Consider the following 7,534-nt stretch of genomic DNA (forward strand, 5'->3'; position numbering starts at 1 on the left):
GCCTACCGAGGGCGCCCGCGGGTACCGTCGTGGTGTGCTGCTGATGCAAGCCGACCCGACCGGTATGTCCAGCCCGCTGGGGCAACTCGTGATCGCGGCGATGCTGCTGGTCGCGATCGTCGTCGCGCTGCGCTGGCTGTGGAACCAGCGCGGGCGCTGATCACGCCGCGCCCGGCTGCACGGTCCGCTCGAAGTCGTCGGCCAGCGCGTCCGGCGTCAGCCGCCCGTCCTGGTTGGGCGCCAGCACCATGCCCACCACGGGCCGGTCGGTGACGGTGAACACCAGCGTCCCGGTGGTCTTCCCGGTGACCGCCCGGTAGTGGCCGGAGTAGCCGTTGCCGGACCAGTTCGCCTGCACCTGGTCACCGGTGGCGCCGTGGAACATCAGCAGCAGGTCCGCGCGCTGCCGCGCCTCCTCCGGTGAGCCCAGGTGGGTGTAGATCACCAGGGTGTCCTCGTTCGGGTTCCCCTCCGCGCAGGACACGACGGTGCCGTCGAGGTCGCGCAGCCCGGCGACGAAGCGCTGCCAGCCGGGTACGCAGTTGGACCGTTCCGGCAGGTCCCCGGCGAGCCTGTTCAGGCACGGCGTGAAGCCGGCGGCGTCCTGGGTGGTGGTGTCCCGGCACTGCTCGGCGGTGGGCACCCCGCCGCCCCCGCCGAGGACGGCGGCCAACACCACGACCGCCACGAGCAGCACCGCCGCCGCGATCGACCCGCCGATGAGCCACGGGCGGCGACCGGGTCGGCGGGACGGCTGCTGCGGGCCGGGCGGCGCGGGCGGCTGCGCCATCGGCTGCGGCGGGCCGAACGCGGCCTGCGGCGGGATGCCGCCGAGGTCGCCGGTGCGCAGCGCGGCGCCGTCGCGCGGGACGTGGTGGGCGCCGAGCGCCACCGCGGTCTCCGGTTGGTCGAGGCTGGTGGCGACGACGTTGAGCTGCTCCCCGATCAGGCTCGCCACCAGCGGCAACCGGCTCGAACCGCCGACCAGGTAGAGCCCGGCGAGGTGCTGCGGCGTCATCCCGTTCGCCTGCAGCAGCGCGGCGAGCATCTCGACGCTGCGGCGCAGGCTCGGCCGGGTCAGCGCCTCCAGTTCTTGGCGGGTGACCAGCACGTCGGCGAACGGTTCCGGCATGGGCACTTCGGTCTGCACGTGCCGGGACAGCACTTCTTTGGCTTCCCGGACGTCTTCGCGCAGCGTGCGCTGGGTGCGGCGGTCGGCGGTGGTGGTGGGGCGCAGCAGCGCCTGCCAGCGCTGCGGGTCCTTGTTGGAGACCTGGCGGCCGACGTGTTCGAGCAGCGCCTCGTCGACGTCGAGTCCGCCGAGGTCGGCCAGTCCGTCCTCGGCGAGGACCGCGAAGCCGCTCTGGGTGGCGCCGACGATGGCGCAGTCGAAGGTGCCGGCGCCGAGGTCGTAGACCGCTAGTGCCCTGCCCTGCGGCAGCGAGCGGTCGGGGAAGGACGCGAAGTGCGCCGCGGCGGCGACGGGTTCCGGCACCAGCACCAGGTTGCTGCCGAAACCGGCGAGCCGGGCCGCCGACAGCAGCACGTTGCAGCGGGTGGTACCCCACTGCGCGGGGTGGGTGAGCCGCACTTCGTCGGGCTGGACGCCGCCGAGCTGGCGGGTGGTCTCCTCCGCCACGCGGTGCAGGACGGCGGCCATCGCGTCGGTGACGGTGATGATCGTTTCACCGAGCAGCAGGGTGCCTTCGTCGATGCGGCGCTTCGGGTTCGGCTCGAACCGGGAGGGGTCGAGGCGCGCTCGGCGTTCCGCGTCGCGGCCCACGATGATCGCGCCGTCCTCGGTGGCGAACACCGCCGAGGGCATCGTCGACGAGCCGTCGACCTCGATGACCCTGGGTGGCCTGCCGTGCGCCGAAAGCACCGCCACCGTGTTGGAGGTGCCAAGATCGACCGACAACACGCGCACCGGTTTTGTCCTTCCGTAGCCAGATCCGGGGTGGACTCACCCGTTCTGCGGAATGTTGTCACGGCGGACGATCACAAGTGGGTGGTTCGGGCGAATCGTCATCGGCGGCACTGTCGGTGCCGTGGTCCAGCATGGAGGGGTGAGCGATCCGCTGGACGACTTCTCCCCCGCGACCCGCGAGTGGTTCCGGGGCGCGTTCGACGCGCCGACCCGGGCCCAGACCGGGGCGTGGCAGGCGATCGGCGCGGGCGAGAACGCGCTGGTCGTGGCACCGACGGGGTCCGGCAAGACGCTCGCCGCGTTCCTGTCCGCGCTGGACGGGCTGGCCTCCGCGCCCCCGCCGGAGGACCCGAAGCGGCGCTGCCGGGTGCTGTACGTGTCGCCGCTGAAGGCGCTCGCGGTCGACGTCGAGCGCAACCTGCGCGCCCCGCTCACCGGCATCCGGCAGGCCACCCAGCGCCACGGCGGGACGCCGCCGGAGATCCGGGTCGGGATGCGGACCGGCGACACGCCCGCCGAGGAGCGGCGCGCGTTCAACAGGAAACCGCCGGACGTGCTGGTGACCACCCCGGAATCGCTGTTCCTGCTGCTGACCTCGGCCGCCAGGGAGTCGCTGCGCGGCGTCGAGGCGGTGATCGTGGACGAGGTGCACGCGGTGGCGGGCACCAAGCGCGGGGCGCACCTGGCGTTGTCGCTGGAACGGCTGGACGAGCTGCTGGCTCGACCGGCGCAGCGGATCGGGTTGTCGGCCACGGTGCGCCCGGTCTCCGAGGTGAGCACGTTCCTGGGCGGCGGCCGTCCGGTGCGCGTGGTGCAGCCGGAGCACGCCAAGCAGGTCGAGGTCGCCGTCGAGGTCCCGGTGCCGGACCTGGCGGAGCTGGGACAGCCGACCGGCGAGGTGACGGGGTCGGCCGCGGGAGCCGAGCAGCGCACCTCGATCTGGCCGTCGGTGCAGGAGCGCATCCTGGACCTGATCGGGCGGCACCGGTCGACGATCGTGTTCGCGAACTCGCGGCGGCTCGCGGAACGGCTGACGGCGGGCATCAACGAGCTCGCCACCGAGCAGGCGGGCGAGACCGCCGAGCGGGCCGGGAAGTTCCCCGCCGAAGCGGTGGGCGGTTCCGGTGTCACCTCCGGCGCGGCGGTGACGGTGGCGCGGGCGCACCACGGGTCCATGTCGAAGGAGCAGCGCTCCGCGGTCGAGGAGGAGCTGAAGTCGGGCCGGTTGCCGTGCGTGGTGGCGACCTCCTCGCTGGAGCTGGGCATCGACATGGGCGCGGTGGACCTGGTGGTGCAGGTGGAGACGCCGCCGAGCGTCGCCTCCGGGATGCAGCGCATCGGCCGGGGCGGGCACCAGGTGGGGGCGGTCTCGCACGGGGTGGTGTTCCCGAAGTTCCGGGGTGACCTGGTGGGTTGCGCGGTGGTGGCGGAGCGGATGGCCGCCGGGTTGATCGAGTCGCTGTCCTTCCCGCGGAACCCGCTGGACGTGCTGGCCCAGCACGTCGTGTCGATGGTGGCGATGGAGCCGTGGGACCTGGAGTCGCTGGCCAGGGTGGTGCGGCGGGCGGCGCCGTTCGCGGGCCTGCCGGATTCGGCGCTGTACGCGGTGCTGGACATGCTGGCGGGGCGGTATCCGAGCGAGGAGTTCGGCGAGCTGCGGGCGCGCATCGTGTGGGACCGGGTGCAGGACGAGCTGCGGGCGCGGCCGGGTGCGCAGCGGCTCGCCGTGACCTCGGGCGGCACCATCCCGGACCGGGGCCTGTTCACGGTGACGACGCCGGGCGACGAGGAGGCCGGTCGCGGCGGCGTGCGGGTCGGTGAGCTGGACGAGGAGATGGTCTACGAGTCGCGGGTGGGCGACACGTTCCTGCTGGGCACCTCGTCGTGGAAGGTGCAGGACATCACCCACGACCGGGTCGTGGTGGTGCCCGCGCCGGGGCAGCCCGCGCGGATGCCGTTCTGGAAGGGCGACTCCCCGGGCCGGCCGTTGGAGCTGGGCCGCGCGCTGGGCGCCTTCGTCCGGGAGCTGGTGGCCGCGGACCGGGAGGCGGCGACGGAACGGATGGCGCGCGCCGGGCTGGACGAGTGGGCGCGGGACAACCTGCTGGCGTACTTGGCCGAGCAGCGGGACGCGACGCGGCACGTGCCCGACGATCGGACGATCGTGGTGGAGCGGTTCCGCGACGAGCTCGGCGACTGGCGGATGGTGGTGCATTCGCCGTTCGGCGCGCAGGTGAACGGTCCGTGGGGTTTGGCGATCGGGGCCCGGTTGCGGGAGCGGCGCGGCATCGATCCGCAGGTCGCGTCCTCCGACGACGGGATCGTGGTACGGCTGGCGGACGCGTTGGACGAGTCCGGTGCGGACGTGCTGCCGACCGCGGAGGACGTGCTGCTGTCCCCGGACGAGGTGCAGCGGGTGATCACCGATGAGGTCGGCGGCTCGGCGTTGTTCGCGGCGCGGTTCCGGGAGTGCGCGGCGCGGGCGTTGCTGCTGCCGCGGCGGGATCCGCGCAAGCGCTCACCGCTGTGGCAGCAGCGGCAGCGGTCGGCGCAGCTGCTGGCGGTGGCGGCGCAGTACGAGCAGTTCCCGATCGTGCTGGAGGCGATGCGGGAATGCGTGCAGGACGTCTACGACGTGCCGGGCCTGACGGAGCTGATGTCGCAGGTCGCCGCCCGCAAGGTGCGGGTGGTGGAGGTGGAGACGCCGTCGCCGTCGCCGTTCGCGCGCAGCCTGCTGTTCGGCTACATCGGGATGTTCCTGTACGAGACGGACGCGCCGTTGGCGGAGCGCCGGTCGGCGGCGCTGAGCCTGGACTCGACGCTGCTGGCGGAACTGCTCGGGTCGGAAGCGCTGCGGGAGCTGCTGGATCCGGAGGTGATCGCGGAGGTCGAGCAGCAGTTGCAGCGGCTCGTCCCCGAACGGCACGCGAAGGACGCGGAGTCCGCGGTGGACCTGCTGCGGTTCCTGGGCGATCTGTCCAGCGCGGAGGCCGCGGAGCGCGGGATCCGTCCGGAGTGGCTGGCGGACCTGCGCGCGCAGCGCCGCGTGCTGGAGGTGCGGGTGGCCGGGGAGCCCCGGTGGATCGCGATCGAGGACGCGGGCAAGGTCCGGGACGCGCTGGGAGTCGCGTTGCCGGTGGGCGTGCCGGAGGCGTTCACCGAACCGGTCGCGGATCCGTTGGGGGAACTGCTGATCCGGTACGCGCGCTGCCGCGGCCCGTTCGCGGCGGAGTCCGCGGCGCGGCGCTTCGGGCTGGGCGTCGCGGTGGTGCACGACGTGCTGGATCGGCTCGCGGGTTCGGGCCGGTTGGTGCGCGGCGAGCTGCGCCCGCTGGAATCCGGCGGTGGCCGGGCGCTGGAGTACTGCGACTCGGAGGTGCTGCGCCGGTTGCGGCGGGGGTCGCTGGCGCGGTTGCGGGCCGAAGTGGAACCGGTGGAGCCCGCGGCGCTGGGCCGGTTCCTCCCGGTGTGGCACGGCGTCGGGGCCCGGTTGCGCACGGCGCCGACGGTGGACGACGTGTATTCGGTGGTGGAGCAGCTGGCGGGCGCGCCGGTTCCGGCGAGCGCGTGGGAGTCGCTGGTGCTGCCCGCCAGGTTGCCGGGCTATTCGCCCGCGCTGCTGGACGAGCTGACCTCCACCGGCGAGGTGACCTGGGTGGGGTCGGGTGCGCTGGCCGGTGGCGACGGGTGGATCGCGCTGGCGCCCACCGACGTGGCGGACCTGTTGCTGCCGGACCTGCCGGAGGCGACCGCGGACAGCCCGCTGCACGGAGCGATCTTGTCCACTTTGGACGGCGGGGCGCAGTTCTTCCGGACCTTGGCCGACCGGGCCGGGGCGATCGTCGTGGAAGGCGGCGAGCAGGCGCCCGCGGATGACGCGGTGATCGCGGCGCTGTGGGACCTGGTGTGGTCCGGCACGGTCACCAACGACACGCTGGCTCCGCTGCGGTCGCTGGTCTCCGGCAAGGGGGCCGCGCACAAGCCGCGGCGCAGTGCTCCGCGCGGCAGGTACGCGCGGTTGCGCGCCGGGCGCCCGTCGATGCCGAGCCGCAGCGGTCCGCCGACGGTGTCGGGCAGGTGGTCGTTGGCACCGGTACCGGCGGCAGAACCGACCCGGCGGGCACACGCTCGAGCCGAGGCCTTCTTGGAGCGGCACGGCGTGCTGACCCGCGGCGCGCTGGAGGCGGAACGCGTCACCGGCGGGTTCTCCGCCGTGTACAAGGTGTTGCGGGCGATGGAGGAGTCCGGGCGGTGCCGCCGCGGCTACGTCGTCGAGGGGTTGGGCGCGGCGCAGTTCGCGGTCCCGGGCGCGATCGACCGGGTGCGCGCGCTGTCCGGGCAGGAGGAGCGGGAGGACCGTTCGGTCGTGGTGCTGGCGGCGGCGGACCCGGCGCAGCCCTACGGTGCCGCGTTGCCGTGGCCGGACCCGGTGGGCGACACCCGGCACCGGCCGGGCCGCAAGGCCGGTTCGCTCGTGGTGCTGGTCAACGGCGCGGCCGTGCTGTACGTGGAGCGCGGCGGGAAGTCGTTGCTGTCGTTCACCGAGGACGAACAGCCGTTGCGGGACGCGGCGGGCGGGCTCGCGCGGGCGGTGCGGGAAGGCTGGCTGGAGCAGTTGGCGGTGCAGCGCACCGACGGCGCGGGCGCTTGGGGGTCGCGGATGGCCGACATCCTCACCGACGCCGGGTTCCGCGCCACTCCGAAAGGGCTCCGGTTGCGCGCGTGATCACAGCTCCCGGAACGGGAGCGCGTAGTCGAAGGTGCCGGTGATCTCCGGGGTGTGCTCGGTGAGCGCGCGGACTTGGAAGTGCGCGGCCCACTCGGGGTCCGGCGGGGTGATGCCGAGGTCCGTGGACGGCACGAATCCGAAGCGCGGGTAGTACTCGGTGTGGCCGAGCAGCGCGACCAGCGGTTCGTCCCGCGCGTCGGCTGCGGCCAGCACGGCGTGCATCAGTGCGCTGCCGACGCCGCGGCGCTGCGCCCGGCGCAGGACCCCGAGCGGCCCCAGGCCCAGCGCGGGCCGGTCTCCCACGTGGCCGCGGGTCGCCACGACGTGACCGACGACCTCGCCACCGGGTTCGACGGCCACGATCGACAGCGCCGGAATCCACCCGGCGTCGGCGCGCAAGGCGTCGACGAGCCCGACTTCGACCGGAGCGGTGCCTTCCGCGGTGGCGAACGCATCGCGGTGGACGGCTCGCACGGCTTCCGCATCAGATGCGAGCTCACGCCTCAACAACATGCCGCCACCTTCCCAACCCGCCCCACCCCCCGGCAAACGAATTAACCAAGGTCAATCCACTGTGGACAACACTCCCCATCTGGTTCGATCTTCCCCTCACCGCCTCGTCACCGGCGAAGCCACTGAGCAGCAACCACCAAAACAACCGGGACCACACCGAGTTCTCAGCATGTCTTTGCTCTTTCCCTTCACGCTGAGCGGCGTTCGTGTTCAGTGTCTTGTCAGCGGCGAAGCCGCTGAGCAGTGACCACCAGAGCAAGAAGACCACCAGCGGGTTCTCAGCGGTTTCCTCGCGAGGACAGCTTTTTCCCTCGTGGCGGAGCCACTTGGAAAAAAGATCCCGCAGCGAGGAAACCGCTGAGGTT

General features: G+C 73.1%; 5 protein-coding genes. 2 read left to right on the forward strand and 3 right to left on the reverse strand.

Annotated features, from left to right (window positions below):
* The first annotated feature begins 34 nt into the window (after window positions 1-34).
* Window positions 35-160 (forward strand): hypothetical protein, encoded by a 126-nt coding sequence (locus ACWD38_RS20900; protein WP_281398785.1) that lies wholly within the window; start codon window positions 35-37, stop codon window positions 158-160.
* Here the strand turns inward: ACWD38_RS20900 and ACWD38_RS20905 are convergent, their stop codons facing one another.
* Window positions 161-1,927 (reverse strand): Hsp70 family protein, encoded by a 1,767-nt coding sequence (locus ACWD38_RS20905; RefSeq protein WP_184477924.1) that lies wholly within the window; start codon window positions 1,925-1,927, stop codon window positions 161-163.
* A gap of 139 nt (window positions 1,928-2,066) precedes the next feature.
* Between ACWD38_RS20905 and ACWD38_RS20910 the strand changes: the two genes are divergently transcribed.
* Window positions 2,067-6,653, forward strand: a complete 4,587-nt coding sequence (locus ACWD38_RS20910) for an ATP-dependent helicase (RefSeq protein WP_450124717.1) — start codon at window positions 2,067-2,069, stop codon at window positions 6,651-6,653.
* On the opposite strand, the gene ACWD38_RS20915 is transcribed toward ACWD38_RS20910, so the two are convergent.
* Together ACWD38_RS20915 and ACWD38_RS20920 are read right to left on the reverse strand one after the other, a co-directional pair.
* The gene (locus ACWD38_RS20915) at window positions 6,654-7,169 is read right to left on the reverse strand and encodes a GNAT family N-acetyltransferase (protein ID WP_184477922.1); all 516 of its coding nucleotides are present in this window, start codon (window positions 7,167-7,169) and stop codon (window positions 6,654-6,656) included.
* The coding region (locus ACWD38_RS20920) for a hypothetical protein (RefSeq protein ID WP_450124718.1) at window positions 7,153-7,534 on the reverse strand (382 nt) is incomplete at its 5' end. The genes ACWD38_RS20915 and ACWD38_RS20920, both read right to left, overlap by 17 nt.

Source organism: Saccharopolyspora sp. NPDC002578, assembly GCF_053592695.1.